This window comes from Streptomyces sp. NPDC050988 (assembly GCF_044456225.1).
GTDB lineage: Bacteria > Actinomycetota > Actinomycetes > Streptomycetales > Streptomycetaceae > Streptomyces.
Genome location: NZ_JBITFQ010000007.1, coordinates 29,406 through 55,678 on the forward strand (window position 1 = coordinate 29,406; position 26,273 = coordinate 55,678).

At 70.7% G+C, this 26,273-nt stretch carries 24 protein-coding genes and 1 pseudogene; 12 read left to right on the forward strand and 13 right to left on the reverse strand.

Annotated elements, in window-relative coordinates; translation table 11 throughout:
* The first annotated feature begins 27 nt into the window (after window positions 1-27).
* On the forward strand, window positions 28-1,752 hold the full coding sequence (locus ACIBEI_RS17685; RefSeq protein WP_398889675.1) for an ATP-binding cassette domain-containing protein: 1,725 nt from the start codon (window positions 28-30) through the stop codon (window positions 1,750-1,752).
* 19 nt (window positions 1,753-1,771) lie between these two features.
* On the opposite strand, the gene ACIBEI_RS17690 is transcribed toward ACIBEI_RS17685, so the two are convergent.
* From ACIBEI_RS17690 to ACIBEI_RS17705, 4 genes are all read right to left on the reverse strand, one after another.
* Window positions 1,772-3,274: an aminotransferase class V-fold PLP-dependent enzyme gene (locus tag ACIBEI_RS17690; RefSeq protein ID WP_398889677.1), complete on the reverse strand. Its 1,503-nt coding sequence runs from the start codon at window positions 3,272-3,274 to the stop codon at window positions 1,772-1,774.
* Between the two features lie 146 nt (window positions 3,275-3,420).
* On the reverse strand, window positions 3,421-4,206 hold the full coding sequence (locus tag ACIBEI_RS17695) for a DeoR/GlpR family DNA-binding transcription regulator (protein ID WP_398889679.1): 786 nt from the start codon (window positions 4,204-4,206) through the stop codon (window positions 3,421-3,423).
* 61 nt (window positions 4,207-4,267) lie between these two features.
* The gene (gene pdxA / locus ACIBEI_RS17700; RefSeq protein WP_398889680.1) at window positions 4,268-5,323 is read right to left on the reverse strand and encodes a 4-hydroxythreonine-4-phosphate dehydrogenase PdxA; all 1,056 of its coding nucleotides are present in this window, start codon (window positions 5,321-5,323) and stop codon (window positions 4,268-4,270) included.
* Window positions 5,320-6,795, reverse strand: coding sequence for a four-carbon acid sugar kinase family protein (locus ACIBEI_RS17705; protein ID WP_398889682.1), 1,476 nt, complete (start codon window positions 6,793-6,795; stop codon window positions 5,320-5,322). Before ACIBEI_RS17705 ends, pdxA begins: the two co-directional genes overlap by 4 nt.
* Window positions 6,796-7,327: 532 nt before the next feature.
* On the opposite strand from ACIBEI_RS17705, the gene ACIBEI_RS17710 reads away from it, so the two are divergent.
* The 5 genes from ACIBEI_RS17710 to ligD all read left to right on the forward strand — a co-directional run bounded on the left by ACIBEI_RS17710 (window position 7,328) and on the right by ligD (window position 13,010).
* Entirely contained in the window at window positions 7,328-8,308 is a 981-nt protein-coding gene (locus ACIBEI_RS17710) for an aldo/keto reductase (RefSeq protein WP_398889684.1), read from the forward strand.
* Between the two features lie 160 nt (window positions 8,309-8,468).
* A complete protein-coding gene (locus tag ACIBEI_RS17715) occupies window positions 8,469-9,266 on the forward strand; it encodes an HpcH/HpaI aldolase/citrate lyase family protein (protein ID WP_398889686.1) in 798 nt (265 codons plus the stop codon).
* Window positions 9,267-9,345: 79 nt separating this feature from the next.
* Complete coding sequence (locus tag ACIBEI_RS17720; protein ID WP_398889688.1) at window positions 9,346-10,296, forward strand: phosphoglycerate dehydrogenase; 951 nt, start codon at window positions 9,346-9,348, stop codon at window positions 10,294-10,296.
* Between the two features lie 110 nt (window positions 10,297-10,406).
* On the forward strand, window positions 10,407-11,837 hold the full coding sequence (locus ACIBEI_RS17725) for an Nramp family divalent metal transporter (RefSeq protein ID WP_398889690.1): 1,431 nt from the start codon (window positions 10,407-10,409) through the stop codon (window positions 11,835-11,837).
* 162 nt (window positions 11,838-11,999) lie between these two features.
* A complete protein-coding gene (ligD, locus tag ACIBEI_RS17730; RefSeq protein ID WP_398889692.1) occupies window positions 12,000-13,010 on the forward strand; it encodes a non-homologous end-joining DNA ligase in 1,011 nt (336 codons plus the stop codon).
* A 96-nt stretch (window positions 13,011-13,106) separates the two neighbouring features.
* On the opposite strand, the gene ACIBEI_RS17735 is transcribed toward ligD, so the two are convergent.
* On the reverse strand, window positions 13,107-13,280 hold the full coding sequence (locus tag ACIBEI_RS17735; protein WP_398889694.1) for a CsbD family protein: 174 nt from the start codon (window positions 13,278-13,280) through the stop codon (window positions 13,107-13,109).
* 228 nt (window positions 13,281-13,508) lie between these two features.
* On the opposite strand from ACIBEI_RS17735, the gene ACIBEI_RS17740 reads away from it, so the two are divergent.
* Window positions 13,509-13,889: an ANTAR domain-containing protein gene (locus ACIBEI_RS17740; protein ID WP_307529058.1), complete on the forward strand. Its 381-nt coding sequence runs from the start codon at window positions 13,509-13,511 to the stop codon at window positions 13,887-13,889.
* 155 nt (window positions 13,890-14,044) lie between these two features.
* Here the strand turns inward: ACIBEI_RS17740 and ACIBEI_RS17745 are convergent.
* Window positions 14,045-14,833 (reverse strand): annotated as a pseudogene (locus ACIBEI_RS17745) (SigB/SigF/SigG family RNA polymerase sigma factor); the annotation flags it as partial.
* Between the two features lie 439 nt (window positions 14,834-15,272).
* Here ACIBEI_RS17745 and ACIBEI_RS17750 point away from each other — a divergent pair.
* The 3 genes from ACIBEI_RS17750 to ACIBEI_RS17760 all read left to right on the forward strand — a co-directional run bounded on the left by ACIBEI_RS17750 (window position 15,273) and on the right by ACIBEI_RS17760 (window position 17,084).
* Window positions 15,273-15,641, forward strand: a complete 369-nt coding sequence (locus ACIBEI_RS17750; protein ID WP_398889695.1) for a DUF6479 family protein — start codon at window positions 15,273-15,275, stop codon at window positions 15,639-15,641.
* 142 nt (window positions 15,642-15,783) lie between these two features.
* Window positions 15,784-16,155: a VOC family protein gene (locus ACIBEI_RS17755; protein WP_398889697.1), complete on the forward strand. Its 372-nt coding sequence runs from the start codon at window positions 15,784-15,786 to the stop codon at window positions 16,153-16,155.
* A gap of 95 nt (window positions 16,156-16,250) precedes the next feature.
* Window positions 16,251-17,084: an EamA family transporter gene (locus ACIBEI_RS17760; protein WP_398889699.1), complete on the forward strand. Its 834-nt coding sequence runs from the start codon at window positions 16,251-16,253 to the stop codon at window positions 17,082-17,084.
* A gap of 96 nt (window positions 17,085-17,180) precedes the next feature.
* Here ACIBEI_RS17760 and ACIBEI_RS17765 read toward each other — a convergent pair whose 3' ends face one another.
* From ACIBEI_RS17765 to ACIBEI_RS17775, 3 genes are all read right to left on the reverse strand, one after another.
* Window positions 17,181-18,347: a DNA gyrase subunit B gene (locus ACIBEI_RS17765; protein ID WP_398889701.1), complete on the reverse strand. Its 1,167-nt coding sequence runs from the start codon at window positions 18,345-18,347 to the stop codon at window positions 17,181-17,183.
* Window positions 18,348-18,629: 282 nt separating this feature from the next.
* The gene (locus ACIBEI_RS17770) at window positions 18,630-19,370 is read right to left on the reverse strand and encodes a DUF1963 domain-containing protein (protein WP_398889703.1); all 741 of its coding nucleotides are present in this window, start codon (window positions 19,368-19,370) and stop codon (window positions 18,630-18,632) included.
* Between the two features lie 148 nt (window positions 19,371-19,518).
* Complete coding sequence (locus tag ACIBEI_RS17775; protein ID WP_398889705.1) at window positions 19,519-20,130, reverse strand: dihydrofolate reductase family protein; 612 nt, start codon at window positions 20,128-20,130, stop codon at window positions 19,519-19,521.
* Window positions 20,131-20,291: 161 nt separating this feature from the next.
* Between ACIBEI_RS17775 and ACIBEI_RS17780 the strand changes: the two genes are divergently transcribed.
* Entirely contained in the window at window positions 20,292-20,918 is a 627-nt protein-coding gene (locus tag ACIBEI_RS17780) for an alpha-ketoglutarate-dependent dioxygenase AlkB (protein WP_398889707.1), read from the forward strand.
* A 59-nt stretch (window positions 20,919-20,977) separates the two neighbouring features.
* Here the strand turns inward: ACIBEI_RS17780 and ACIBEI_RS17785 are convergent, their stop codons facing one another.
* Both ACIBEI_RS17785 and ACIBEI_RS17790 read right to left on the reverse strand, forming a co-directional pair.
* Window positions 20,978-21,373, reverse strand: a complete 396-nt coding sequence (locus tag ACIBEI_RS17785; RefSeq protein ID WP_398889709.1) for a DUF6114 domain-containing protein — start codon at window positions 21,371-21,373, stop codon at window positions 20,978-20,980.
* Complete coding sequence (locus ACIBEI_RS17790) at window positions 21,373-22,065, reverse strand: DUF6230 family protein (RefSeq protein ID WP_398889711.1); 693 nt, start codon at window positions 22,063-22,065, stop codon at window positions 21,373-21,375. Before ACIBEI_RS17790 ends, ACIBEI_RS17785 begins: the two co-directional genes overlap by 1 nt.
* A 688-nt stretch (window positions 22,066-22,753) precedes the next feature.
* On the opposite strand from ACIBEI_RS17790, the gene ACIBEI_RS17795 reads away from it, so the two are divergent.
* On the forward strand, window positions 22,754-23,419 hold the full coding sequence (locus ACIBEI_RS17795) for a Tat pathway signal sequence domain protein (RefSeq protein WP_398889713.1): 666 nt from the start codon (window positions 22,754-22,756) through the stop codon (window positions 23,417-23,419).
* 73 nt (window positions 23,420-23,492) lie between these two features.
* On the opposite strand, the gene chvE is transcribed toward ACIBEI_RS17795, so the two are convergent.
* Entirely contained in the window at window positions 23,493-24,584 is a 1,092-nt protein-coding gene (gene chvE / locus ACIBEI_RS17800) for a multiple monosaccharide ABC transporter substrate-binding protein (RefSeq protein WP_398889715.1), read from the reverse strand.
* A 549-nt stretch (window positions 24,585-25,133) separates the two neighbouring features.
* The gene (locus tag ACIBEI_RS17805; RefSeq protein WP_398889717.1) at window positions 25,134-25,955 is read right to left on the reverse strand and encodes an aminoglycoside adenylyltransferase family protein; all 822 of its coding nucleotides are present in this window, start codon (window positions 25,953-25,955) and stop codon (window positions 25,134-25,136) included.
* Window positions 25,956-26,273 lie beyond the last annotated feature (318 nt).

A 26,273-nucleotide genomic window follows, 5' to 3' on the forward strand; every position in this document is an offset into this window, starting at 1 on the left:
TCCATGGCCTCCTGGCATGCTGCCTCCATGCCGATACCGACAGGGCCCCGCCCGCCCGTTGCCACTTCCACCGCTCCGGTCGACGGCCTGCGGATCCAGGCGCGTCGGCTCACCCAGGAGGTGAGCGGGGCGGGGCGCGTGCTCGACGACGTGTCCCTCATCGCCGCGCCCGGGCGGATCGTCGTGATCGCCGGGAGCAGCGGCGCGGGCAAGACGGTGCTGCTGGAAACGCTCGCGGGACTGCGGTCGGCCGGCGAAGGTTCCGTACTGCACGACGGGGCCCAACCGGGCCCGCCCGGACCGGAGTTCGGGTTCGTGCCGCAGGAGGACATCCTGCACCGCGACCTCCCACTGCACCGGACTCTGGTGTACGCGGCGGGTTTGCGGATGCCACCGGGGACGTCCGCCGAGTCGGTCACCGCTGCCGTCGACCGGGTCCTGGACACGCTGGGGCTGGCACACCGGGCCGGTACGCCCGTCCGCGCACTGAGCGGTGGCGAACGCAAACGGGCAAGCATCGCCGCCGAGTTGCTCACCAGACCGCGGGCGCTCTTCCTCGACGAACCCACGTCCGGGCTCGATCCCGTCACCGGGGCGGCCCTGTTGCGGACCCTGCGCGCCCTCGCCGAGCACGGCACCACCATCGTCCTGACCACCCATGTCCTCGCGGACCTCCTCCGTGGCGACGACGTCGTGTTCCTGGCCCCGGGCGGACAGGTCGCGTACACGGGTGAACCGGGCGCCCTGTGCCGGGAGTTCGGGGTCGGCACGGTCGAGGAGGTGTACGAAGCGGTGTCCGGCGGCGCGCGCATCGAACCCGCGGTGTCCCCTGGACCTGGAGAGCCCGCGGAGTCCGAGAACGGCGCGGTCCGTCCTCAGCCGCCGGGGTCACGGCCTCGCGTCGGCGCCGTACTCCAGTGGTCGCTCCTCACCCGGCGCGGAACGGCTCTGCTGCTGCACAACCGGCTCTCGGTCGCTGTGCTGGCCGGTTCGCCCGTGATGATCGTGGCGATGTTCGCGGTGCTGTTCCGCGCGGGCGCGTTCGATCCGGCGGACCCGGATCCGGGGTCGACCGCGATGATCATGTTCTGGATCGCGTTCGGCGCGTTCTTCTTCGGGTTGACCTACGGCCTGTTGCAGATCTGCACGGAACTGCCCGTGCTCCGCCGCGAATGGCTGGCCGGGCTGCGGATCGGCCCGTACGTGGCGTCCAAGCTCACCACCATGCTCCCGGTGCTGGCGTCTGCGGACGCCCTGCTCCTCGCCGTGCTGCGCGCCCTGGACCGGCTGCCCGCGGCGGGCTGGGACACGTACGTCTCGCTGTTCGTGTCGAGCGTGCTGGCCTCGGCGGCCGCCCTCGCCCTGGGGCTGCTCGCCTCCGCCGCCGTGACGGACCCGGGGCAGGCGACGCTGATGCTGCCGCTGCTCTGCTTCCCTCAGGTGCTGTTCTCGGGGGCGTTCGTGCCGGTGCCCCGGATGACGGCGGCCGGAGAGGCGATCAGCTGGGCGATGACCAACCGGTGGGCGTTCGAGGCGCTGGGCAGCGGTATCGGCCTGGAGTCCCTGTGGCGCGACGGTGCCTCCCGGCTGGGACCGCCCCTGCTGGACTCGTACGGTGACTCGTTCGCCCATCCCGCGAGCCGGGGCTGGCTGATCCTGGCCGGGTTCACCCTGCTGTTCCTGGCGGCGACGTGGGCGGTGCTGGTGCGCAAGTGCCGGAACGGGGTGGTGCGTGGGCGGGCGGGAAGATGAGCCGACGCCTGTCGATCGCTCAGCAGCCCGCCCTCGCCTCCAGTCCGGTGGCGCCTGGCACCCGGTCCCGGTAGGTCTCCCGTACGAACGTCAGGAACGTCTCGATGTCCCTGGGCTGTGACGACAGGCCGAGCGAGATCCGGACGGCGCCCGCCGACGGCAGACGCAGCAGCTCCAAGTACTCCTCCAGGGACGCGACTTGGCGGCGTGCGGCCGAGCGCAGCCGTCGCGGTGCCAGGGCGAAGGCCGCCTCGCCCGCGCCCGGATTGCAGAAGCAGCCGGTGCGCAGCGAGATCCCGCGCCGGGCGCTGTCGCGGGTGACGACCCGTTCGTCGATGACACGGCCGTCGGCACCCAGCAGGTTCAGCGCGACCGTTCCGCCGCGGGCCACCAGGTCGACGGGACCGTACATCCTGACCAGCGGCGAACCATCGCTGTGCCGCAACTGCCTTAGCCCCGCAAGGAGTTGACTGGTCAGCGCGGTGACGTGGGCGTGCACGCGATCCATGCCGATGTTGTCGATCCACTCCAGCCCGGCCGTCACGTCGGGAACGGACAGGAAGTTGACCGTGCCGTCCTCGAAGGCCGCCTCGTCGTCCGCGAGGACGTGCCACTGCGCCTGCGCGCTCACCGCGTAGATGGTGCCGCCGGAAAACCAGGGGCGTCGCAGCCTGGCGAGCGCGTCCCGGCGAGCGATCAGGCTGCCGACGCCGGTGGGGTGGCCGAAGACCTTGTACCAGCTGACGACCGTGAAGTCGGGGTGGTACCGGCTCAGGTCAAGGGTGTTGGCGGGTACGTACGCCGCCGCGTCGAGCAGGACATCGTAGCCGCGCGCCTGGGCCGCCGCGATCCAGGTGAGCGGGTGCTGGACTCCGGTGAAGTTGCTCTGCGCCGGGTAGGCGAGCAGGCCGTGCGGGCGGTCGCCGGCGCGGCCCCGCCGCGGGCCCGGGCCGAGTCTGAGCCCGCGTCCGAGTCCGCGTCCGAGTCCGGGGCCGCGTTCGCGCGCGGGCAGGGCGGCTCTCAGCCGCTGCTCGTCCATCCGCAGCCCGGGGCCGCTCACGGGTACGTACACCGTGGCCGCGCCGCGCGAACGCGCGTACTCCCGCAGGCCGTTCACCGAGTTGTGGTTGTCCAGCGACATCACCAGCCTGCTGCGGCGGGTGAAGGGGTACGCCTCGCCGACCAGTCGCAGCGCGCCGGTCGCGTTGGCGGTGAAGACCACGGCGTATTCGGCCGGGTCCGCGTTGAAGTGGCGGAGGACCGCGCGGCGGGCCTGGGACAGCAGTTCTCCCGAGGCGCGGGAGGCGGGGCTCTCGGAGTGCGGGTTGCCGAAGAGTCCGCCGGTGATGCGGGCGGCGCTCGCCCGCACGAGCGAGGTCGGCGGAAGCCCTGCTCCAGTGTGGTCGAGGTAGGTGTGCCCACCGGCGTCGAGGTAGTCGAAGTCCTCGTCCCGTAAGTCCGCCAAGTCCCGCGTGTGGGCGTCGTCTTCGGGTATGTGGCCGGTGGTCTGCGCCTTGTCCACTGATCCTCCCGCATGAGAGGCCCGGCCCGTCCCCGAGTCCTGGGCCGGGCACGGTCTCCCAACATCATGCTGCCATTCGTCCCGGTGGGAAGAGGCTGCCGGGAATCGGCGCGATCGTGCCGCTGGGGCCGGAGCGACCCGGTCAGTCAGAGGGTGCCGACGGGCTCGGCCAGGACGGTGGTGACTCCGCGTGCGCGCAGTTCGGCGAGGATGCCGGGGTCGGCCGTGCCGTCCGTGACCAGGGTCCAGCCCTCGGGGAGGGTGGCCCAGGCGTGGAAGGGGCGGCGGCCCAGCTTGGCCGAGTGGGCGAGTACGTAGACGTGGTCGGCGCGGCGGGCCATGAGCTCCTTGAGGCGGGTCTGACGCAGGTCGGCCTCGCAGATCCCGTGCTCCGGCGAGACGCCGTCGGTGCCGAGGAAGACCCGGTCGAAGGTGAGCCGTTCGAGGGCCGCCTCGGTCAACGGGCCGACGAAGCCCTGGCTCAGCGGTCTGAGGGTGCCGCCGAGGCACTCGACGTGCACCGTCTCGACGTCGGCGAGTTCCTGAAGCGCCGTCAGTCCGGTGGTCGCGATGGTCACGTCCTTGGCCGTACGCAGTTCGTGTGCGAGCGCGCCGACCGTGGAGCCCGCGTCGAGGAGCAGGGTCTCGCCGGGCTGGACCTGGGCCGCCGCCCAGCGCGCGATGGCACGCTTGGCGTCGTAGGCCTCGCCGGTGCGCTGGCGCAGCGAGGCCTCCGGGTGCGCGGACAGGGCCATCGCGCCGCCGTACGTACGGGCGAGCCGTCCGTCGGTGGTGAGCCTGGCGAGGTCACGGCGGATGGTGGAGGCCGTGACGCCGAACAGCTGGGAGAGTTCCTCCACGCTGGTCAGGCCGGTGGTGGTGGCGAGTTGGACGATCCGGTCGCGCCGGGCCTTGGAGCCGATCGCAGACATCAGTCTCTGTCCTCTGGTGTCCTGTGGTGCCGATGGTGCCGATGGTGCCGACGGGCCGGGGTCAGCGGGCGGCGGCCGGAGCGGATGACATCTCGGCGGCCTGGCGCAGCGCCTCGACCATGCTACCGGCCTCGGCGCGGCCCGTTCCGGCGATGTCGAAGGCGGTGCCGTGGTCGACGGAGGTGCGGATGACCGGCAGGCCCACGGTGAGGTTGACGCCCGCCTCGATGCCGAGGACCTTCACCGGGCCGTGGCCCTGGTCGTGGTACATGGCGACGATGAGGTCGTAGTCGCCGCGCCCTGCGAGGTAGAAGGCCGTGTCGGCGGGGAGCGGACCGCGGGCGTCGATGCCGTCGGCGCGCAGGACCTCCAGGGCGGGGACGATCTTCGTCTCCTCCTCGCCGTAGCCGAACAGACCGTTCTCGCCCGCGTGCGGGTTGATTCCGCACACCCCGATCACGGGTGCCTCGACGCCCGCGCGGACCATCGCGTCGTGGCCGCGGCGCACGGTGCGCTCGACGAGTCCGGGCTCGATCCGGTTGACGGCGTCGATCAGACCGATGTGCGTGGTGACGTGGATGACCTTCACCTTGGGAGTCGACAGCATCATCGACACCTCCTCGACGCCGGTGAGATGGGCGAGGAGTTCGGTGTGTCCGGGGTAAAGGTGCCCGGCGGCGTGCAGGGCCTCCTTGTTGAGGGGCGCGGTGCAGATGCCGTGGACGTCTCCGTTCAGGGCGAGTTCGGCGGCGACCCGGATGTACTGGTACGCGGCGTCGCCGGCCTTCGCCGAGAGGGCGCCCCAGGGGAGGTCGGCGGGGAGCAGACCGAGGTCGACGACGTTGATGCGGCCGGGTGTGAACTCGGCCTGGGCGGGGGCGTCGACGGGCACGATGTCGCAGGTGACGCCGAGGATGCGGGCCGCCTCCCGGAGGCGTTCGGCGTCGCCGATGACGACGGGGCGGCAGCCGCGCAGGGTGTCGGCGTTCAGCAGGGCCGGGACGATGACCTCCGGTCCGATGCCGGCGCCGTCGCCCATGGTCACCGCGATGATCGGGAGCGGACGTCCGGCGGTGCCGGGCTGCTCGGCGGGCGCGGCGGTGGGGGCTGCGTTCACGTGGGTTCTCCTAGCGGGGCGGACGGGACGGGTGGGGCGACCGGCCGGCCGACGGGCGGCTGGTCGGAAAGCGGCTGGTCGGGGAGCGGCGCGAGGCCGGGGCGCAGTGCGCGCGCGATGCGCAGCAGTGAGTCGGTGTCGCCGTAGCTGCCGGGTCGGGTGACGACGCGACGGCCGTCGGCGGTGCGGGAGCGGACGGCGCCGTGGTGGATCTGGTCGAGCGGCAGGAGTTCGCGGATGCCGAGTGCGTCGAGGACCCGGCGGGCGGTCTCGCCGCCGGTCAGGACGAGGTCGCTGTCGTGCGCGGCCTCGGCGACCGCGTGGGCCAGACCGGCGGCGAGGCTGCGAGCCGCGCCGGGGTAGACGGCGTGGGTGCCGTCGATGCTGACAACGGTCACTCCGTCCGGCGTTCGGCCGCCTTCTGTACGGATGTTCAGGGGTGGCCGGGAGGAGTGATCGGTGAGGGTGTGCGCGGGCAGCGGTACGTGGTGCGCACCGGCCGCGACGAGTTGCGCGATCTGCGCAACGGCGGTGGGTTCGGCGGTGCCGACCACCACCAGCAGGGGTCTGGAGGGGGTGCCATCGAGGGCCGGTGACACGTCGTCGGCTCGTGCGGGACCGGGCGTGTCCGTTCCGGTGGGATGGCACAGGTCGGCTTCAGCGGATCGGTCGCCGTCCGTTCCCGGGAGCCCGGCCCCGGCCGCCAGATCCGCCTGATCCGCCTGATCCGCCAGGTCCGCCTGATCCGCCAGGTCCGCCCGGTCCGCCCGGTCCGCCCGGTCCGCCCGGGCGAGCCTGCGTCCCAGTGCCGCCGCGAGCCCGCCCGTGCCCATCAGGCGTATCCCCGGACCGAGTCGGAGTGCCGCCTCGGCGATCGCGTCGAGGTCCGTGTCCGTCTCCGCGTCGCACACCGGGTGGTATCCCTCGGCGACGAGCGCCCGTAGCCGGTCGTGCAGCGCCGGTTCGGGCGCGCGCACCGTCGCCAGTGGCACCACCCGCGTGGGTACGCCACCCAGGGCGGCCCCCACCGATACGGGCGCCGCGCCCGACTCCGCGCGCCAGGCGTCCGTCCTGTGCAGGGCGGTGCCGTGCAGGTTGACGACGCCCTCGCGGACGGTACGGCCGGCCACCGGCAGGGCGGGTGCGATCACGACGCCCGTGGCACCGGTCGCGTAGGCGGCCGCCTCGGCTGCGAGGTTGCCCCGCAGCAGCGAGTCGATCTTCTTCAGGACAACGCCTCCGTCGGCGTACGCCAGCGCGGCCCGTACCGCGTTCGCCGCGTCCTCCGGGGCCAGCTGCCGGGTGTCGAGGTCCAGGACGACGGATTCGCCGTCGCGCGGAGGTGCCGCGGCGGGGCCCAGCACGATCCGCCCGCGCAGACCGAGCGCGGCGGCGACCTCGGCGGCGCCGGACAGGTCGTCCGCGAGGGCGAACACGCGGGGCGCGAGCACCGTGCGGGTGGTGCGGGACACGCGGACCTCCTTCGACGGGTACCTGTTCGGACGGTCCGGACAGGCGGACGGCCTCGGCGCCGATGATGACACAGCTTGCGTGAAGTGCGCGAGAGGTCTTGCGCACTTCGCGCAGTCGTGCCACCTTTTCCGGCGCGACACCTGTTCGTCGCCCGGTGTCCGGGCGACGTCAGCGAGAGCCGGTCGCCCTCCAGAATCCGAGAAGGTCGACGATGACCCCAACTCCTCACCTCCTTCCCCCGCCCGGACCGTCCAGCCGCCGGACCGTGCGGCGTGCCGTGCACGAGGCGCTCTCCCGGGTCGGCCCGGATCTGCGGTTGTGGCTGCGGCTGCGGCCCCGGCTCGTTCACGCCGACCGGTTCGAGAGGACCGCGCCCGCCGCGTGGAGCCTGCGGCTGCGGGAAGGTGTCCGCCACCGGGAGGGCGGCCCGTCACCGTCCCGGATGAGGAGGCCACACTCTTCTCCCACGCCCGCCAAGTCCGTCACGTCTGCCACCACCCCCGCATCCCCCGCATCGGAAGGAAACCGCTCGTGACCACCGGCATCACCCTGCCGAACACCACTGTCCCGCTCTCCCGGCTGGTCCTCGGCACCATGACGTTCGGCGACACGGTGGACGCCACCGGAGCGGCGGCCATGCTCGATGCCGCGCTCGACGCCGGGATCACCGGCGTCGACACGGCCAACGGCTACGCGGGCGGCGAGAGCGAACGCATCCTCGCCGGGCTCCTGCCGGGCCGCCGCGACCGGATCGTCCTGGCGACCAAGGCCGGGATCCCGCACCCCGACCAGGGGGAGCACGCCCCGCTCTCCGCCGCCGGACTGCGGGCCGCCCTGGAGGGCAGCCTCAAGCGGCTCGGCACCGACTCGGTCGACCTCCTCTACCTCCACCAGCCCGACCGCGCGACCCCGCTCGCCGAAACCCTCGCCACCGTCGCCGAGTTCGCCGCCGAGGGCAGGATCCGTGCCCTCGGCGTCTCCAACTACGCGGCCTGGCAGATCGCCGAACTCGTACGCGTCGCCGAGGAGGTGGGCGCGCCGCGTCCCGTCGTCGCCCAGCAGCTGCACAACCTGCTCGCGCGACGTATCGAGGAGGAGTACGTCGAGTACGCCGCCGTCAGCGGCCTGCGCACGATGGTCTACAACCCGCTCGGCGGAGGCCTGCTCACCGGCCGGCACCGCTTCGAACAGGCCCCGGAATCAGGGCGGTTCGGAGATTCCCGGGTCGCCGCCATGTACCGGGAGCGCTACTGGGACGAGCGCCTCTTCTCCGCGGTCGACCGGCTCGCCGCCGTCGCGGACGCCGCGTGCATGCCGCTCACCGACCTGGCCCTGCGCTGGCTCCTGAGCCGCGACTCCACCGACGCGTTGCTGCTCGGCGGGTCGAAGACGTCGCATCTGCTCGCCAACATCGCCGCCGCGCAGGCCGGTCCGCTGCCGGCCGATGTGATGGCGGCCTGTGACGAGGTCGGGGTGGGGTTGCGGGGGCCGATGCCCGCGTACAACCGGTAACCGAGGCAGCACTTCCGGTGCGGGTCGTTCGTGGCTGGTCGCGCAGTTCCCCGCGCCCCTTACGGGGCGCCCCTCCGCAGCCCCCCACCCACCTAGACCGGCCAACCATCCGTCAGTCATCCAAAGTCGCTTGAACTGTACGAACCCTCAAGGAGCCCCCATGTCCACCCCCTCCCCCGGAACCCCTGCCGCTTTCGCGGCCGCCCTGCGTGCCCGTGAACCGCTGGTCGGCTACTGGTCCGTCCTCGATTCGCCGGTCTCGACCGAGCGCATCGCCCGTCTCGGCTACGACTATGTGGCGCTGGACGCCCAGCACGGGCTGTTGGAGTACGCGGGCGTGCTGGCCTCGCTGACGGCGATCGACACCAAGGGGTCGACCGCGGTCGGTCTGGTCCGGGTCGAGGCCAATGACCCGATGCCGATCGGCAAGGCGCTGGACGCGGGCGCGGCCGGTGTCATCGTCCCGCTCGTCGACAACGCGCGGGACGCCGCCGACGCGGTGGCCGCCGTGCGCTATCCACCACTCGGCAAGCGCTCGTACGGACCCATGCGCTCGGGCCTGCGCATCGGACCCAACCCCGCCGACGCCCACGCGCAGACCGTGGTCCTCGCGATGATCGAGACCGCCCAGGGCCTCGCCAACGTGGACGAGATCTGCGCGACCGACGGACTCGACGGGGTCTACATCGGCCCCTCCGACCTGCGCATCGCGCTCGGCGGTACCACCTCCACCGACCCGGCGGTCGCGGACGAGTTCGAGGCCGCGCTGGTCAGGGTGCGGGAGGCCGCCGCGGCCGCGGGGATCGCCGTCGGCGTCCACAACGCGGACGGCGCCAGCGCCGCCAAGCGCCTCGCCGAGGGCTTCACGTATGTCACCGTCGCCTGTGATCTCGTCCATCTGGAGCAGGCCGCGAGTCAGCACCTGACCTCGGCACGCGCCTCGGGGCTCGTCCGATGAGGTCGCGACCGACGCTCGCGGACGGCGCCGTGCACCGGAGCGTGCCGCACGGCACTTGGGCGGACCGGGGGCTCCCCGTATGACGACGACCCTCATCACCACGCCCACCTTCTCCCGCCACTCCCCCGAGCCCTGGCGGATCCTGGAACAGGCGGGCGCGGGCCCGGTGCGCCCGTACGACAACACCGCGCTGCCGGGCAGCGAACTGCGCGAGCGGATCGGCGGGGTCGACGCACTGGTGGTCGGCATGGACGCCGTCACCGCCGACGTCATCGACTCGGCAGACCGGCTCAAGGTCATCGCGAAGCACGGTGTCGGCGTCGACACCATCGACGTGGCCGCCGCTCGGGCCCGAGGCATCCCCGTGGTGTGCGCGCCCGGCAGCAACTCCCGTGCGGTCGCCGAGTTCACCTTCGGGCTCATCATGGACGCCAACCGCCGCATCACCGCGTCCCACCAGCGTGTGGCGCAGGGTCAGTGGCCCAAGCTGTTCGGGCCCGAACTCGCCGGAAAGACCCTGGCCGTGGTGGGCTTCGGCCGCATCGGGCGCCTGCTCACCACCTACGCCCTCGCCTTCGGCATGACCGTCCTCGCGCACGATCCGTACGTCGACGACGCGGACATCCGCGCGCTCGACGCCACGCCCGCCCCGCTGGACGACTGCCTGGCCCGTGCGGACATCGTCAGCCTGCATCTGCCCGCGACGTCCGGCGCGGGCCCGCTCCTGGACCACCGCCGGCTCGCCGCCATGAAGCCGGGCGCGTTGCTGGTGAACGCCGCCCGGGGCGGGCTCGTCGACGAGGAGGCACTCGCGGCGCTCCTCGTCGAGGGCCACCTGGGCGGAGCCGCGCTCGACGCCTTCGCACACGAGCCGCTCGGCGACAGCCCACTGCGCACCGCCCCGAACGTCCTGCTCACCTCGCACATGGCGGCATGCAGCCACGAGGCCAACCGCACGATGGGCGCGATGATCGCCGAAGACGTCGTACGGGTCCTCGCGGGCCGGCAACCGCTGCGCGCGGCCCACTGAACCGTCCGCCCTCCCCTGAACCGTCCGCCCTCCCCGAAGCCCCGCAGAACCCTCCCCTCCCCCGTCCCCGAGTCCGGGCAACGACGCCGGACACCTCGAAGGACCCCGCCATGCCTGAAACGACTGCCCGGACGGCATCCGCCGCCGTCCCGACCGAACCCGACCCGTACGCCCTGCGCGCCGAGGACGTCCGCGAGGCGCCGACCACCTTCACCGGGCGGCTGCGCCATCTCGGCCCCGGTTTCGTCCTGTCGGCCGCCGTGGTCGGCTCCGGCGAACTCATCGTGACCACCTCGCTCGGCGCGCGCGCCGGGTTCGTGCTGCTGTGGCTGGTCGTCATCAGCACCGGGGTGAAGGTGTGGGTGCAGATGGAGCTGGCCCGCTGGACGATCCTCAACGGCCGTACCGCGCTGGAGGGTTACCGCGAGGTCGGCCCGCGGATCGGCCCCGTGAGCTGGATCAACTGGCTCTGGATCGGGATGGACTTCGCCAAGATGTTCCAGCGGGGCGGCATCATCGGCGGCACGGCGGCCGCCTGCTCCGTGATGTGGCCGATCACCGGCGAGGCACTGAGCTACCGTTCGCTCGCGGTGTGGACGGTGCTCGTCACCGCCCTCGCCGTGGTGCTGCTCAGGACGGGCAAGTACAACATCGTCGAGCAGCTCTGCGTGGCGTCCGTGGTCGTCTTCACCGTGGCGACCGTGGCGCTGGCACTCGGGCTTCCGCTGACCGAATTCGGTTACGGGACCGGCGAGTTGGGCGAAGGCCTCAGCTTCCTGATACCCGCGGGCACGGCCGGGGTGGCACTGGCCATGTTCGGGATCACCGGTGTCGGCGCCGACGAGATGACCACGTACACCTACTGGTGCATCGAGAAGGGCTACGCCCGCTGGACGGGTCCGGACGACGGGACCGAGGAGCGTGCGCGGCGGGCCGAGGGGTGGCTGAAGGTGATGCGGCTGGACGTCGCCGCCGGATGGCTGGTCTGCACGCTCTGCACCCTCTCGTTCTACGTCATCGGGGCGGCCGTGCTGCATCCGCAGAATCTGGTGCCTGAGGGCAACTCGATGATCACCACCCTGTCCCGCATCTACACCGACACGATGGGCCCCTGGGCCGAGTACCTCTTCCTCATCGGCGCGTTCACCGTGCTCTTCTCGACGCTCGTCGGATCGACGGCCAGCGTGCCGCGGCTGTGGACCAACACGCTCGGGCTTCTCGGGATCATCGACTGGCACGACGTCCGCGTACGGCGGCGCACGATCCAGATCCTGACCTGGTGCCTGCCGGCGATCTGGGCGTCCTTCTTCCTATTCGTGCAGTCGCCGGTGCTGATGGTGCAGATCGGTGGCATCGGCGGCGGAATCTTCCTGCTCGCCGTGGTGATCGCGGCATGGCGTCTTCGGTCCACGGGTGTCGATAAGCGCTTCCGGGGCAGCCCATGGCTGACCGTGGCGCTCGCCGTCAGCAGCGCGGCGATCGTGTTCCTCGGTGTCTACGGCGTGCTGGACGTCTTCGGCGTCAGCCTCACGGGATCCTGAGCCGGCCGGATCCGTACGGAGCAAAGGGCCAGGTCAGACCTCCGGAGCTCCCGATGGCCGCCGCCGACCGGGGGAAGGAGAATGGGTTGGTCGGCGCGCGGCGGCCGCGCCCTGCGGCAGGTCGCGGGAGAGAGCGGCGGGTCGTGGGAGAGGTGAGCGGCGATGACCGACCTCCTGGGCTCGTTGCCCGACCACCACAGACGGCTGCTCCGTGAGGCGCCTCCCGGTGTGGAACTGGCCTCGCGGCCGATGCTCGCCACGCTGAGCGACCGTCGCGACTTCCCCGGCGAGTGGCTTTTCGAACGGAAGCTGGACGGGGTCAGGGTCCTGGCGGTCCGGGAGAACGGGCGGACGCTGCTCCTCTCCCGCGCCGGCAATCGCCTCAACGACACCTACCCCGAGATCGTCGAGGCGCTCGCCGCGCAGTCGTGCACGGACTTCACCGTCGACGGCGAGATCGTCGCGTTCTCCCGCGGCCGTACCGACTTCTCCCGCCTCCAGCAGCGCATGGGGCTCACCCGGCGCCGGGACATCGAGGCGAGCGGCGTCGCCGTGACGTACTACGTGTTCGATGTGCTCCGTCTGGAGGGCGCGGACCTGACTCGGGTGCCGTTGCGTACGCGCAAGTCGCTGCTCCGACGGACCCTGACCTACCGTGCGCCGCTGCGCATGACGATGCATCGCAACGATGGTGGGGCCGAGTTGCTGGCCGACGCGTGTGCCCGGGGCTGGGAGGGACTGATCGCGAAACGGGCGAAGAGCCTTTACCAGCCCCGCCGTTCGCCGGACTGGCTCAAGCTGAAGTGTTCCCGGGCGCAGGAGTTCGTGGTCGGCGGCTTCACCGAAGGAGGCGGCACCCGGGCCGGGTTCGGCGCGCTGCTGCTCGGCCACTACGAAGCGGACCGGCTGCGGTACTCGGGCAAGGTGGGCACGGGCTTCGACCGTCGTACGCTCGTCGGGCTGCGTGGAGTCCTCGACGAACTCCGCGTCCCCGCGTCGCCGTTCAGCGACCGGGTGCGTGAGTCGGGCGCGCACTGGGTGGAGCCGAGGCTGGTCGCGCAGATCGCGTTCACGGAGTGGACCCGGGACGGCATGCTGCGGCACCCGCGGTTCCTCGGCGTGCGTGACGACAAAGCGGCACGGGACATCGTGCGCGAGCGGCCTTCCGCCTGAGCGACCGGGGGCGTCGGAACACGGGACGCCCCCGCCGGGCGCAGGGGCCTGAGCCCTGTGCGGCCGTCCGGGGGCGTACCAACGCGTGGGGTCCGTCTACCGCCCGGACTTCTTGGCGCGCTCGGAGGCCTTCGCGGCGAGCTCCTGGGCCCGGCCCGTCATCTGCTCGCCCCGGCCCTCGGTCTCCATGGGCATGTCGCCCATGGCCCGGCCGGCGGTCTCCTTCATCTTGCCCTTCATCTGCTTGGCCTTGCCCTTTGACTTACCCATGGTCTTCCGTCCTTCGATGAGGGTTGGACTGGCGTAACCACCCTGCGCCCGGCACTCGCCCTTCGCAATCCGTGAGCGCCTCATCACCATGTGTATTCAGGTGAATGCTGGGTAGGTGCCGCGCTGGCATGCGCCCGGTCGAGTGGTGACGATGGACTGGAGCGACGCAGTCACACAGAGAAGCGACGACATAGACCTTGCACGTGTTCCGACCTCGGAGGGGAACGGATGACCTCGGACGCCGGCTCGAAGGCGGAGGAGCCGGGGCGCGACCTCCCCGACCGGGCCGCGCCCGACGAGGACGCGCCCCGGATCGCCGAACTGCAGGAGGAGATCGGCCAGTTGAAGGAGGCCGTGACCTCTCATGCCGTCGTGGACCAGGCGATCGGCATGATGGTGGCACTCGGCCGGGTGACGCCCGACGACGGTTGGGCCGTACTTCGGGAAGTGTCCCAGCACACCAACATCAAACTGCGGAATGTCGCGGAGATGATCCTCGTCTGGGGACAGAAGGGGGATCTCCCGCCGGATGTCCGAGCCACGCTGGAAGACACTCTCGACCGCTATGGACCCACATCGCTTCCGGAAGATTCTCCGCCACTGCGATGAGGGTGTTTTAGTCAGCGCGCACTGGTTAGTTCGAGAGGTGGCAGTTCACTGGCAAACCGCTCCCGGGAGGGTTCGGCAGTGAGCTCGCCACTCAGCCGCCCGGCCCGGGAAGTCCCGTGACGGGCGGTTGACTCACCCTCTCCGTCAGCCGCCACGGCCTCCGCCAGGGCCTCGTCGCGCACCTTGGCGCAGCAGCCGTTGAGCAGCCGGGAGACGTGCATCTGCGAGATGCCGAGCTGCTCCGCGATGCGGCTCTGGGTCATGCCCCGGAAGAAGCGCAGGTACAGGATGGTCCGCTCGCGTTCGGGGAGCGCCGCCAGACACGGCTTCACGGCCTCGCGGTCGATCACGAGGTCGAACCCGGAGTCGGACTCCCCCAGGGCGTCCCCCAGCGCGTAGCCGTCGTCGCTGCCGGGCAGTTCGGCGTCCAGGGAGAGAGCGGTGAAGCTGTCGAGGGCCTCGAATCCGGCGCGCACGTCGTCCTCGGTCATGTGCGCGTACGCGGCGATCTCGGCGATGGTGGGGTTGCCGCCCGGCGCCGTCTGTGACAGCTCCTTGACGGCGGCGCGGACCCGGTTGCGCAGGTCCTGGACCCGCCGCGGCACATGGAGGACCCACATGTGGTCGCGGAAGTGGCGCTTGATCTCGCCGGTGATGGTCGGGATCGCATAGCTCTCGAAGGCGTTGCCGCGCTCGGGAGCGTACCGGTCGACGGCCTTGACGAGGCCGAGAGCCGCCACCTGACCGAGATCCTCGACGGACTCACCTCGCCCCCGGTAGCGCAGGGCGATGCGGTTCGCCATGGGCAGCCAGGCCCGCACCAGCTCGTCACGCAGGGCTTGCCGCTCGGGCCCGTCGGGCAGGGCGGCCAGGCGTACGAAGTCCGCGGCCGAGTCGGGGGCGTCGTCGTGCGGGTGCTGCTTCGTTCTGACGGTGATTCGCATGGCGCGTCGCATCTCCCTCAGAGGGTGCTGACGGGACAGTCACCATGGGAGTGAGGCGCGCACGGACTGCTCTGGACACACCCGCGATCTGGCGGAGCCAGCTCCCACGGACGTGCCTCCTGTCCGAAGCACTAATAGACCAACTTCCCAAATTCGGTCATTCCAAAACGAAGCACCGAATATCGAGAGCCCGCCGCGACAATCAATAACCGACCGGTCGCGCAAAGTGACGAAGTGGCAAAGTCGCGAAGCAGCGACGTGAATCGAATCGGGGGCGACGAATTTCGGCGGGGGTGCCGACGGATTCGCCGGAAAACACGCTCCCGTGAATTTGCGCGCGGATATCAAAACCCGATTCGGGAGGGCATGCGACCCTCGCGTCCGGGCCTCGGGTGGTCGAGACCCTGTTTCGGTCGGCGGCGCCGGGTACTCGCCGGGGATGGACAACGACACGACACAACTGGCCCTCTCCGGCGCGGTGGTGGGCGGAGTGGTGCCGTTCCTGGTGGGCGTCGTCATCGTCGGCGCCCTGATCTGGGCCGTGTGGTGGGGCCGTCGGATCCGAGCCCAGGAGCCCGGCCCGCCCCGCCCCGAGGAACAGCCCCGGCTGCCCGACTCCGGCCCCGTGGGCGAGGTCCGCGAACGGCGCGACCCCGCCGAGATGCCCCGCGGCAACCATCGGCTGACCTCGCACCGGCTCCCCGGCCACGGAAACAGCCCGACCCGCCGCGCGACGAAGCAGAAGCCTCCGACCTCGAACGAGAACAACGGCGGAGGCTACGACAGCGGAGGCCCCGGCCGAACCTGACGCGAACGACGCGCAACGCACACCCGGACCCGGACCGGGACCGAACCCGCACCCGCACCCGCACCCGCACCCGCAGGGGTCCCCGCGGCAGGACACCAAAAAAGGAGCCCTCACACCGGCGGGCATCTGCTTCACTCGGCGCATGCTGAAGATCGGATCCGTGGTGTTGGGTGTAGGGGATGTCCCGCGTGCGACAGCATTCTGGACGGAGGCTCTCGGGTACGTCCCGCGCGACGAGCCGGAGGACGACTGGGTGGTGCTGGTGCCCGCGCAAGGGGCCACGGGCCCCCAACTGTCGCTCGGTCTGAGCGAGACGCCGGTCCAGGACTATCCGCGGGTCCATCTGGACCTCTACGCCGGAGACGCGGCGGATCAGGCCGCCGAGGTCGAGCGATTGGTCTCCCTCGGTGCCCAGCGGGTCGACTGGGACCGGTATCCCGACGACCCGGACTTCGTGGTGCTGGCCGACCCCGACGGAAACCGCTTCTGCGTCATCGACACCGGCCGGGAGTGACATCCGCAGCCGCTCCGACCGCAGGGCGACGGCACGTCTGAGGCGCGAGCGGCTCACGAGGCATCGGCGTACGCCGGCCGGGGCACCCGGCGCGGATGGGTGCCCTTCTCGCGCTGGCCTCGGCAACCTGCTACGGCATTGTCGACTTCGCCGGTGGACTGCTGTCCCGCCGCATTCACTTCGCCGTGGTCACTTTTCTCGGGCAGATCGGCGGGCTGCTGCTGGCGCTCATGTTGGCCTCGGCGCTGCCCGCGGACGCCGTACGGTCCGCCGATGTGCTGTGGGGAGCGCTGTCCGGGGTGGGCAGCGGTGCGGCCATGCATTTCCTCAACCGCGGTCTGAGCCGCGGCGCCATGAGCATCGTGGTTCCGGTGAGCGCCGTGACCGGGGTGGCGCTGTCCGTGCTGTGCGGCGTCTGCTTTCTGGGCGACCGGCCGACTCCCCTGGCCTGGCTGGGCATCTGCGTGACAGTGCCCGCGCTGTGGTGCGTCTCCGGTGGGGGCGACCGCGGTACTGGTACGGCACGGGCGACCGTGGACGGTCTGCTCGCAAGCGCGGGGGTGGCGGTGCAGTACATCGGGCTGGCGCAGGCCGATCCAGGGAGCGGGGTGTGGCCCGTGGTCGCCGGGCGCGTGACGGCCGTCGTCCTGCTGCTGCCGAGCGCCTGGCGGTACCGCTCGCGGTTCCGCCAGGCGCCCTGGCCCCTGGCCCAGGCCGTCGTGATCGGCGCGGGCGCGGCCCTCGGCCTGGTGCTCTATCTGTGGGCGGCTCAGCAGCAGATGCTGGCCCTTGCCGTCGTCCTGGCATCGCTGTACCCGGCGATACCGACGGTGCTGGGGCTTGCGCTGCTGAACGAGAAGGTCAGCCGATGGCAGGTCTCCGGACTGCTCGGCGCAGGCGGCGCCGTCGTCCTGCTGACCTTGGGATGAGCCGGCCCGGCCGGTCGTGTCCGCACGTCCGTGCCGGTCACGTCCACCGAGACCGGCAACGCTTTCGCGCGGCTTCGACGGGCCGTCCGCTGCTGCTCAATCCTGCTGGACGCCCCGGACGATTCGGCCGACGAACTCCGCGGCCCGCTCCGGATTCTCCTCGAACCAGTCGCCGAGGTGTTCCCGGACGCCCTCCTCAACACAGCCCCGCACGTCGGTGTTGCCCAGCAGCCCGCGCGTGGCGCCGAGGTATTCGGGACGGTCGAGCTTCACCGACACGACTGCCGTGAGGCTCCTGCAGATCCGGTCGGCGCCGGGATCAGGTTCCGCCGCCGGCAACCCGTGTGCCCGTGCGTACGCGGTGACCGCGGCCGCCACTCCGTCGCGGAAGCCCTCCACGTGCGTACCGCCCTGGTGAGTGGCCCGGCTGTTGGCGAAGCTGCGCATCCGCTCCTCGCGCGAGCCGCACCACAGGAGGGCCACCTCCATCGCCCCCGCCATCCGCGGGTCCTCCCGTTCGAAACCGATGACGTCCGGGTGGACGGCCGCCCCCGTCTCCGCGTGGAGGGCGGCCACGAAGTCCCGTACTCCCTCCGGGAACCGGAACGAGACCGCCCGGGCCTCGCCGCCCGTAGGACGTTCGTCGGTCAGCGAGATCCCCAGGCCCCGGTTGAGGAAGGCCACCTGCCGGAATCGCTCGGCCAGCACGGCGAACGAGCATCTCGTCGTCTGGAAGATCTCGCTGTCGGGCCAGAAGGCGACGGTCGTTCCGCTTCCGGTCGCGGACCCCGTGGTGGCGGACGGGGTGACCTCGACGCCTCTCGCGTACTCGTGGATCCGGCGGCCCCCCTCGGACGGCACCTCGGCCGTCAGCCGGCTCGACAGGGCGTTGGCGACGAAGAGCCCCCCACCGAGATGGCCCACTTCCGCGATGTGTCGGCCACTGGGCTCGGGCCCGGCGGGAAAGCCGGTCAGCAGCGCTTCGAGATCCGGGCCCAAGGTGTTTCCGACGGCCTCGAAGGGACCCCCCGTCCCGTCGTCGGTGACCCGTACGCCGCCGTCGGGCGTGAGCGTGACGGCGACGGAGCCGCCGCCGCGGGCCAGGACCTGGTTCACCGCTCGGCCGACGACGTCGAACACCAGTTGATGCAGGCCGCGTTCGCCGGTCGAGCCGACCCACATCCCGGGCCGTTTCCGAACGGCTTCCCGCCCCTCCAGCACCTCGATCCGGGCAGCGTCGTACCCCGTGCCTTCCTCACTCACAAAGACCCCTCCCATGGCGTCCAGTAGGCCTCCCCAGGCTAGGAGAAATCCAGGAAAACACCAGGTCAGAGCGGTTTCGCCGAGACCGTGGACGGGCGGGTGAGGGCCCGCCCGGAAGTGGTCGACCCGGGGCCCGCGCACCGCGCCCAGAACGCGTCCGAGGGCCCACCGAAGCCGCGTACGACCCCGTTCAGGGCGCCTCCGAGGCCCTCAATTCCGGTACGTGGGAAGGGCACTTGGGGCTCTGCGGACCGGGAGGACTACGCATCGTCCGAGGCCGCGTCAGCCGACCATGTCGAAGTGGGCCCGGGCCCGGTCGAAGTGGCGGCCGGCCAGGTCGTCCCGGCGAATCACCCAGTGGACGACGCCCAGGTCACCCTCGGTCACACCCTCGCCCCCGACCTCCGCGAGCAGCACCCAGTCACCCGGGCCGTGGTCGTGATCCGTGATGGGATCGGCGTTCCAGACCCACGGGAAGCCGCCCATCTGTACCAGTCCGTCCGTCGTCATCTCGCCGCAGGTCTTCCACCACACGGATCCCAGCTCGCTGCCGTGCGGGAACTCCTCGGTGTCCGAACCGCGGTTGGGCAGCGAGGGCGTGATCGTCAGATGCAGATCCCGGGCCGGGCGGACCTCCGGCAGCCACTCGCAGCTCGAAGCGCGTTCGGAGACGGGCGTGCCGACCGGGACGTAGACGAGCCGGTGCCAGTCGTCGCCGCTCCACGGGTCCTCCGTGTCCGCGAAGAAGAGCAACGTGCCGTCCTCGGGCAGCGGGAGGTCCGTCGCGCCCGGTGGGACGGCCGCGAGGTCGACCGCGGCGAGGAACGGCAGGTCCGGCGCGGGCTCGTCATTGGGCATGGGCGGCAACCCACCCAGCCGTCCGGCAAGCGGGCCGGCGAGCGGCGCCTCACCGGCGAGGCCCAGCATCGCGCAACGACGGGCGGTGTCGAGCCACCGCTCGACCTCGTCCTCGGGTAAACCACGGCTGCGGGCTTCGTCGCGGAACGGATCCATCGATGTCATTCGCAGGGTATGCCGGCGCTGGTCACGTCTCCTCCCGCGGCGAAATGAACCGGTCGCGGGCCCCGACAGCCGACGCCGTTCCGGCCCAACCGGCAGACACCGGAGAGGTGTTGGGTTCGATCGCCGTGCGTCGACTGTCGGGGCCCGGTCACTTCACGAAGCGGTACTTCAGATGAGTGGCCAGAGGGGTGCCGACCACGCCGACCGGCTCAAGGCGCCGCCCGGCGCCCAGTCCCTCGAAGAGCCTCAACCCCTCCCCGAGGAGCGCGGGCACCACGTGCAGCTGCAACTCGTCGATGAGCCCTTCCCGCAGGTACTGCTGCACCGTGCTCGCCCCGCCCGCGATGTCGACGTTCCGGTCCCCCGCGGCGGCCTTCGCCCGGTCGAGCGCGCTGTGGATACCGTCGGTGACGAAAGTGAAGGTGGTGCCGCCCTCTTTGACGAGGGTCGGCCGGGGCCGGTGGGTGAGGACGAAGACCGGGGCCCGGAAGGGTGGGTTGTCGCCCCAGAACTCCTCGCCGGTGTCGTACATCATCCGGCCCATGACCACCGCTCCGGTGGCGTCGAACCACTCGCGCATCAGCTCGGAGTCGCGGTTCTCCTCCCCGCCCGTCATGCCCTGGCGCTCGCGCCAGCTCGCCAGGTTGTGGATCCACTCAAAGAGCGGCTCGGCGCCGTCGCCTCCCGGGTTGTCGATGGCGACATTGGCGCCGGCGATGTAGCCGTCGAGGGAGATAGCCATATCCGCGGTTACGGTCACGATGGGTGCTCCTGAGTCCTGGAGGTGCTGCCTACACCCTTGCGTCGATCGGGACCCGGCGCATTCGACATGGCTTCCGAAAGTTGTCGGTGCTCTTCCGCGATCCCGCAGCCACGGACCGCGATAGCACACACATTCGAATACATGGGTACCCTGGAAGCATGTCCACGCACCTCCAGGGTTCACTGTTCGACCAGACCGACGAGGTCCGCCTCGGCCCGCTCGACGGGCTGCGCCGGACCGTGCTCGGCGACGGGGCGTGGATCGATCTGCTGCCGGGCTGGCTGCACGGGGCGGACGCGCTGTTCGCGCGGCTGGCCGCCGAGGTGCCCTGGCGGGCCGAGCGGCGGCAGATGTACGAGCACATGGTGGACGTGCCGCGGCTGCTCGCGTTCTACGGTGCCGACGACGCGCTGCCGGACCCCGTCCTGGACGAGGCCCGGGAGGCCCTGTCCGCGCACTACGCCGACGAGCTGGGGGAACCGTTCACCACCGCCGGGCTCTGCTTCTACCGCGACGGCCGGGACAGCGTGGCCTGGCACGGGGACCGGATCGGCCGGGGCGCTCGCGAGGACACGATGGTCGCCATCCTGTCCGTGGGCGCTCCGCGCGACCTGCTGCTACGGCCAAGACGGGGCGGCACCCCGGTGCGGCGCCCTCTCGGACACGGCGACCTGATCGTGATGGGCGGCTCCTGCCAGCGCACCTGGGAACACGCGATCCCCAAGAGCGCCCGGGCGGCGGGTCCCCGGATCAGTGTCCAGTTCCGCCCGCACGGCGTGCAGTGACCCTCCGCGGGGGCGCCGACCGCCACGGCGCCCCGACGCACTCACGACGCCCCGACGCACTACGGATGAGGGACCGGCTCCTGCCGACGGCGCCGCCACGACCGGGCGCGCCGTGGTTCCTGGTCCGGCAGCCAGCCGAAGGCCAGGCAGCTGCCGACGACGCCGAGGACCAGCCCGATGAAGAAGCCGCCCAGGTTCGAGGTGACCCAGGTCCCCAGGGAGAGCAGGGCACCGAGGATCGAGTAGAAGAGGCGCTGGGCGGGGTTGAAGAGGATCAGCAGGCCGAGAATCAGCATGAGGGTCGGCAGGAGGTAGCCGGCCAGGCCCTGCATGCCGATGTGCATGACGACCTTCAGTGACGCCTTCTCCGTGATCAGGATCTCGGCTCCGCCCAGGGCGAGCAGCAGCCCGCCCCAGAAAGGACGGGCCGCGCGCCAGCGCCGGAAGGCGACCATCAGCAGCCCTTGTCGCTGAAGCTCAGCTTCAGACCGGGGAGCTTGAAGACCGCCGCGGTGGTGGCGTAGTTCGTCTGCCGCAGGTTGGCGATGCGGACGGTGTCGGCCTGCTGGCTGAAGACGCCCTTCGGACCCTGCGAGTGGGACTTGTCGAGCGTGCTGGCGTCGTTGCCGATCTCGATGTTGTCGAAGGACGCGTCGCCCGAGAGCTCGGTGGAGTCGGTGGTGAGGTTGACCGCGGACACCTTCTGGCTGCCCTCGCCGGCCCTGATGAGCAGGTTCGTACCGCCGAGGTCCACGCTCTGACAGAGTTTGGTGAGGGTCGCCTTCTTGATCGCGGAGACCACCACGAGGACCTGGCCACCGGTATCACCCTCGTTGGGGCTGCCCTCGGCCATCTGGTCAAGTCCGCCGTACTGCGCGAAGCCCTCACCGTTGAGCTCCGTGGCGGTGACGGTGAACGGCATGCCGGAGATCGCGAACTGCACGCCCAGGGCCCCCTGGGCAGTCATGATCATCAGGCCGGCCGCGACCGCGGTGGCAGGCACCGCCATCACCGCGGCGCGGCGCAGACGGACCCGCCCGCGTCTCTCGGAGCCTTCTGCGCTCTCCGAGATGGAACCGCTTTCCGGCACTTCGGAGGGCTCGGGGGTGGAACCGGCTGACGAGGTGGCGTCCGAGGACGAGGCCATTTTCTGCTCCCAGGGGCGTGTATCAGTGCGGGTAGGGCTTCAGTGGCACGTTGTCCTGGCGCGGACAGCGCCTACCGCGTACGCCTCCTCACACCTCCCGGTGGGCGCAAGGGCTTTCTCGTTACGCAGCAGTAACCGCGACGGAAGTTACCCCCGGTAAGCAATGAGGGTCAAGCACCTTGTGGAAAAAGGAAGTCGGAGATGTGACCAAGCCGTGGAGAGTCCTCCTTCGGCGCCTGTCCGACGCCAACTGCCGCACTCCGCGCAGGCATTGAACTTCCGTCAACTTCCCTGCTGCACCTTGACGTTGAACATCACTCAGGTCTACAACTCTCCCTGGTTAGCACGGATCCGTGGCGCCGGATCCGTCCCGCGGCGCACGTCGACTCCCGGGCTCCATCCCGTCACACGGTCGGCAGGCCGGTCACATGGTCGACAGACCCGACACACGACCGGCCGACCGCACGTGCGGTCCGCATCCACTCCTCCATGGCACCGGCACGGTCGCTTTCCCCCCTCCTGGACCGCGCCCGGTCGCCCTGCCGCCGGTCCCGTGCCGGAGGCCGTCCATCGACGCCTCCGGCCAATCTCCCGGCAGCCACCGCCGGTCCGTCGCGTACGGAGAAGGCGCGACGGACCGGCGGCGGCCCAGCTCCCCCACCCCTCTCTCGGAATGAGGCACACCCGCATGCGTACTCGGACCTCCCTCGCACTGTCCGCCGCCGTCACGGCGCTCGCCCTCTCGGCGGCCGGCCCGGCCTCCGCGGCCGACGGCTCGGTCCTGACCACCGGTGGCGCAGGCGGTACCGCCGTCGCGGCCGGCGCCGTACTCAACTCCTCGCTGGCCGCCGGCACCAGTGCCACGCTCTACTCCAGCAGCACCGGCACGAGCGGTCTCTCCTGCACGTCGTCGAAGTTCGTCGCCTCGGTCGTCGACAACCCGGCCGCGCCCGGCACGGCCACCGAGTCGGTCACCGAGCACACCTTCGACAGCAGCAGTTGCACCAGCAACGTCGTCGGCGTACTCGGCGTCACCAGCATCAAGGTCGACAACCTGCCCTACACCTCGGCCGTGGGCTCCGACGGCTCGGTCACCATCACACCGGCCGCCGGCTCAACCATCCAGACAACCGTCGTGCTGCGTACGCTCCTTGGCAGCATCACCTGCGTCTACCAGGCACCCAGCCTGTCCGGCACGGCCGACAACGCCGACAACAGCATCTCGTTCAGCAAGCAGCAGTTCACGAAGTTCTCCGGCTCGTCGCTGTGCTTCAGCAACGGCTACTTCACCGCCAAGTACGCCCCGGTCACCGACACGACGCAGACCGGCAGCCCGGCGGTCTTCGTCAACTGACGCGGACCGGCAACCCGCATACGAACGCCTGTGGGGCGGGGAGAGATCTCCCCGCCCCACAGGCGTTCACGGTTCACTTCAGGTCGCTCTTCTTCATGTAGCCCGAGTCGATGAGCACCTGCTCGTAGTTGCCCTTGTCGACGCTCACGGGCTCAAGGAGGTACGCGGGCACGACCTTCTTGCCGTTGTCGTACGTCCTGGTGTCGTTGACCGCCGGCTTCTTATCGTGGACGACGGAGTTGACCATGTAGGAGGTGACCAGTGCCAGCTCGCGGGTGTCCTTGTAGACGGTCTGGGTCTGCTCGCCGTCCACGATCGACTTGATGGAGGGCGCCTCGGCGTCCTGGCCGGTGACGATGGGCAGCGGCTTCCCCGCACCTCCGTACCCGTGCTCCTTCAGCGCGTTGAGGATGCCGATGGACATTCCGTCGTACGGCGAGAGGACCGCGTCGATGGTCTGGCCGTTGTACTTCGAGTCGAGGATCTTGTTCATGCGCTTCTCCGCCGTGGGGCCGTCCCAGCGGAGGGTGGTGACCTGGTCGAGATCCGTCTCCCCGGATCTGACGATCAGGTCGCCGTTCTGGATGTAGGGCTCCAGCACTTCCATCGAGGCGTCGTAGAAGTAGCGCGTGTTGTTGTCGTCGGGCGAACCCGCGAAGAGCTCGATGGTGAACGGGCCCTTGCGGCTGCCGTTGACGAGCCCCAGCGACTCCACGATGAAGTCGGCCTGCTGCGAGCCGACCTTCACGTTGTCGAAGGACGCGTAGTAGTTGACGGCGTCGCTGCCGAGGATCAGCCGGTCGTAGGAGATCACGGGGATACCGGAGTCCTTGGCCTTGCTCAGGACGTCGGTGAAGGCACGCCCGTCGACCGAGGCGATGACGAGGGCGTCCACGCCGTCGTCGATCATGGCCTCCACCTGCGCGACCTGGTTCTTCGGGTCGTTGTCGGCGTACTTCAAGGTGGTGTTGTATCCGAACCCCTTGAGCTCGTCGACCATGTTCCGGCCATCGTCGATCCACCGCTGCGACGTCTTCGTGGGCATGGCGATCCCCACGGATGCGGTCCCGTCACCGCTGCCGGCGTCGGAACCTTCACCGCATGAGGCGAGAGAGAGGGTCAGGACCGTGGATATGGCCGCAGCTACGGTCGTGCGGGCGCGCATGCTCATTGTTCCTCACTGGGTGACAGGCAGTCGGTGGGACTCGGCGACCGCGTGTGCGCCGGGCGGCCGACGGCCGTCGTCCACGCCCGGCCGGAACGGCAGATCGTGAGGGAGACGTCCGCAGCGCACGGTTCCAGGGCGGAGTCCGTTGTGCGTCGTTCGGTGCCGAGGTCGCGCCGAGGCTGCCTTGACAAGGGGGTTCGGGGCGCCGCACCGGAAGGGCTCGTACTGGTACCGGTGGCGGACGCCGAGGGTCGGCCGGTGCCCGGGCGCGTGGAGCCTTCCGGAATCGGCTGGACTCACCGGGTCGCGGTGAGGGTGGAGCGTCAGACCGGACGGTATGTCTCTCGCGTTTGGGCTCCGCTGAACCCGCACACGACAAGCCGGGGTGACCGGCCTCCACGGGCGCGGACTCGAACGTGGGTGCGCGGGGAGCGTATCCCGGCGTACGCCCCCCGTGGCGCTCTTTCATCACATTAGTTGCGACGGCGCACGATCGGCCTGGCCAGGGCGATCGCCACTTACGGCCTTATGTGGACGATCCGGTTCCTAGTAGTCGTCCCGCTCGGCCAGTTGCTCGATCGCGCGGACAACGACATCGACGTGTGCACGGACCGCCGGCATCCGACCGTCCCACGACTCGCTTCCGGGTACTTCGGAATCGGAGGGCTCCATGAGGCTGTCCTGGCCGCCGAGGTAGAGGGAGCGCGCACGGGCCAGTACGGGCCGGTGCCGGTCCGGGAGGCGGTCGAGCGCCCAGGAGGCCGCCGCGTCCTTCGAGGTGACGGTGCCGGTCGCGAGGGTCGTCCAGACGCGGGCGAGCGTCAGCAGGACGTTGCGGGTGTCCGACGCGAGGTCGGCCAGCAGTTCCGGCACCCCGGCGACGATCGCACGCCGGAGGTCGTCGTGCGGCACGGGGTCGAGGAGCCGCGCGGGCGGCGGCCCGAAGAGCGGGGTGTCCCCGAGGAGGATCATCGTGATCAGCGGCGCCAGATCGGGCATGACCGCCGGGGCGGGCACCTCTCCCCGCTCGAACTCCTCGCGCAGCCACTCGCCGTAGAGGAACTCGCAGCGCGGCGGATACCGCCAGGGCCGGACGTCCCCTTGGGCGACGACGATCAGCTCGACCGGCCGACCCGGCTCTCCGCTCCGGGCGCCGCGGCCGGAGATCCAGAGCAGCCCATCGAGCAGGTCCCGTCGCTCGCGATCCGTCATGCGTCGCCGGGCGACGACGAACACGTCGAGGTCACTGTCGGGCCGCAGGCCGCCGAGGACGGCCGAGCCGTGCAGAAAGACGCCCGCCACTTCCGCGCCGAGTACGTCGCGCACCAGGCGGAGGACCTGATCGAGCTGGGGCCGGTGGTCGCTCATGGCACGGATCGTAGGCGGACCGAAGGTGGGCATTCACGTCAGTTTCCAGGCGTGATCGACACCACGGGACGCAAGGGAACCCGGAAGATCACCGCCACGAGCCGCGCAGAGAAACGAAGTTCCCTGGCAGGGGCCTCCGCCGGCCCTCTCCACAGCAAGATCACCCTTGTTCAATCTTGTATGACATGTAGCGAATTGTCCGTATCGCAGCCAACCAGGTCGCCACGGTTTCCCCGCTCCCCCAAGGGCCCGATAGGCATACGAATCGTCAACCGGCCCAATTCCGGCGGCATATGCGACAGCGCCTGCCCCCGGACC

Coding starts and splice junctions, on each gene's coding strand:
- ACIBEI_RS17760 (WP_398889699.1), top strand. CDS start 16,251: ATGGGTGCCCTTCTCGCGCTGGCCTCGGCAACCTGCTACGGCATTGTC.
- ACIBEI_RS17780 (WP_398889707.1), top strand. CDS start 20,292: ATGTCCACGCACCTCCAGGGTTCACTGTTCGACCAGACCGACGAGGTC.
- ACIBEI_RS17790 (WP_398889711.1), bottom strand. CDS start 22,065: ATGGCCTCGTCCTCGGACGCCACCTCGTCAGCCGGTTCCACCCCCGAG.
- ACIBEI_RS17720 (WP_398889688.1), top strand. CDS start 9,346: ATGACGACGACCCTCATCACCACGCCCACCTTCTCCCGCCACTCCCCC.
- ACIBEI_RS17795 (WP_398889713.1), top strand. CDS start 22,754: ATGCGTACTCGGACCTCCCTCGCACTGTCCGCCGCCGTCACGGCGCTC.
- ACIBEI_RS17750 (WP_398889695.1), top strand. CDS start 15,273: ATGGACAACGACACGACACAACTGGCCCTCTCCGGCGCGGTGGTGGGC.
- ACIBEI_RS17755 (WP_398889697.1), top strand. CDS start 15,784: ATGCTGAAGATCGGATCCGTGGTGTTGGGTGTAGGGGATGTCCCGCGT.
- ligD (WP_398889692.1), top strand. CDS start 12,000: ATGACCGACCTCCTGGGCTCGTTGCCCGACCACCACAGACGGCTGCTC.
- ACIBEI_RS17805 (WP_398889717.1), bottom strand. CDS start 25,955: ATGAGCGACCACCGGCCCCAGCTCGATCAGGTCCTCCGCCTGGTGCGC.
- ACIBEI_RS17740 (WP_307529058.1), top strand. CDS start 13,509: ATGACCTCGGACGCCGGCTCGAAGGCGGAGGAGCCGGGGCGCGACCTC.
- ACIBEI_RS17715 (WP_398889686.1), top strand. CDS start 8,469: ATGTCCACCCCCTCCCCCGGAACCCCTGCCGCTTTCGCGGCCGCCCTG.
- ACIBEI_RS17770 (WP_398889703.1), bottom strand. CDS start 19,370: ATGACATCGATGGATCCGTTCCGCGACGAAGCCCGCAGCCGTGGTTTA.
- ACIBEI_RS17735 (WP_398889694.1), bottom strand. CDS start 13,280: ATGGGTAAGTCAAAGGGCAAGGCCAAGCAGATGAAGGGCAAGATGAAG.
- ACIBEI_RS17695 (WP_398889679.1), bottom strand. CDS start 4,206: ATGTCTGCGATCGGCTCCAAGGCCCGGCGCGACCGGATCGTCCAACTC.
- chvE (WP_398889715.1), bottom strand. CDS start 24,584: ATGCGCGCCCGCACGACCGTAGCTGCGGCCATATCCACGGTCCTGACC.
- ACIBEI_RS17725 (WP_398889690.1), top strand. CDS start 10,407: ATGCCTGAAACGACTGCCCGGACGGCATCCGCCGCCGTCCCGACCGAA.
- ACIBEI_RS17685 (WP_398889675.1), top strand. CDS start 28: ATGCCGATACCGACAGGGCCCCGCCCGCCCGTTGCCACTTCCACCGCT.
- ACIBEI_RS17785 (WP_398889709.1), bottom strand. CDS start 21,373: ATGGTCGCCTTCCGGCGCTGGCGCGCGGCCCGTCCTTTCTGGGGCGGG.